The organism is Nesterenkonia sp. K-15-9-6 (genome assembly GCF_052656005.1).
In genome coordinates this window covers 1-1,425 of sequence record NZ_JBQYEY010000055.1, presented here as the reverse complement: position 1 = coordinate 1,425, position 1,425 = coordinate 1, and the positions used below count along the sequence as shown (strand labels likewise).

1 protein-coding gene is annotated in these 1,425 nt (G+C 64.3%); it reads left to right on the top strand.

The genetic code is table 11. The annotated features are described in order from the left end of the window. Positions 1–120 precede the first annotated feature (120 nt). Positions 121–1,368, top strand: coding sequence for an IS256 family transposase (locus SD455_RS16580; protein WP_445508740.1), 1,248 nt, complete (start codon positions 121–123; stop codon positions 1,366–1,368). The last annotated feature ends 57 nt before the right edge of the window (positions 1,369–1,425 follow it).

Genomic DNA, 1,425 nt, shown 5'->3' with positions numbered 1-1,425 from the left:
AGTAGCGTCCGGCAGAGTGGTGTACGAGCAGCGGTGAGCAGTCCCTCGGAAAGAGGGTGACGGCCACCGTGTGTTCCTTCGAGTGAACCTTCCAAAGCACTCTCGAAAGGACCAACGATGATGACCGCCACCCCTTCCAGTATCGACCTTCGCGCCCTGTTGGAGGAACAGCTCCTCCAGGCCAGCCCCGATCTGATCCGGGACATGCTGCAAATGTTCATCAACACCCTGCTCTCGGCAGAGGCTGATGTGGTCTGCGGGGCCGAGTACGGTACCCGCGATGCCGCCCGGGCCAACCGGCGTAACGGCTACCGGCACCGGGACTTCGACACCCGGGCAGGAACCATCGACGTCGCGGTGCCGAAGCTGCGGGCCGGCTCTTACTTCCCCGAGTGGCTGCTGGAACGCCGCAAACGCGCTGAGCGGGCTCTGACTTCGGTGGTGGCCACCTGCTACCTGCTCGGGGTCAGCACCCGGCGGATGGACAAGCTGGTCGGGTCCTTGGGGATCGAGAATCTCTCGAAGTCCCAGGTCAGCGACATGGCCGCCGAGCTCGACGAGCAGGTCGAAGCCTTCCGCAACCGGCCCTTGGATGCTGGGCCGTACACGTTCGTCGCCGCTGACGCTTTGGTGCTCAAAGTCCGCGAAGAAGGCCGGGTGGTGCCGGTCCATGCCTTGGTGGCCACCGGTATCAACAACGACGGTCACCGCGAGATCCTCGGAATCCAGGTCACCTCAGCTGAGGACGGGGCCGGATGGCTGGGTTTCTTCCGCGACCTGGTAGCCCGCGGTCTGAGCGGCGTCAAGCTGGTCACTTCCGATGCGCATCCGGGGTTGAAGGCCGCGATCGCTGCCACCCTGCCCGGGGCATCGTGGCAGCGGTGCCGGACCCACTTCGCGGCGAATCTGATGAGCGCGACCCCGAAGACTTCCTGGCCGTGGGTGAAGACCCTGCTGCACAGCATCTATGACCAGCCCGAAGCCGACGAGGTTCACGCCCAGTTCGACCGGGTCATCAATGCTCTGGATGAGAAGCTGCCGAAGGTCGCCGACTACCTGGGCCAGGCCCGAGAGGAAATCCTGGCCTTCACCGCCTTCCCCAAGAGCATCTGGCGGAAGATCTGGTCGAACAACCCCAACGAGCGGCTGAACAAGGAGATCCGCCGCCGCACCGATGTCGTCGGGATTTTCCCCGGCCGCGATGCCATCATCCGGCTGGTCGGAGCAGTGCTGGCCGAGCAGCATGATGAATGGGCCGAAGGCCGCCGATACATGAACCTTGATGCCATCGAAGCCGCCCAACAGGTCGGTGCCACCGAGACCATCGAGGAGGTCAGCGCCCCAGCCCTGGAGCCCCTGGCAGCCTGACCCAGAATCACAGGATCGAAGGATCACGGCTCATACACCACTCCACCGGACTTGACC

Bases quoted from the DNA above. Each gene is read 5' to 3' on its own strand.
- SD455_RS16580 (WP_445508740.1), top strand. From the start codon at position 121: ATGACCGCCACCCCTTCCAGTATCGACCTTCGCGCCCTGTTGGAGGAA.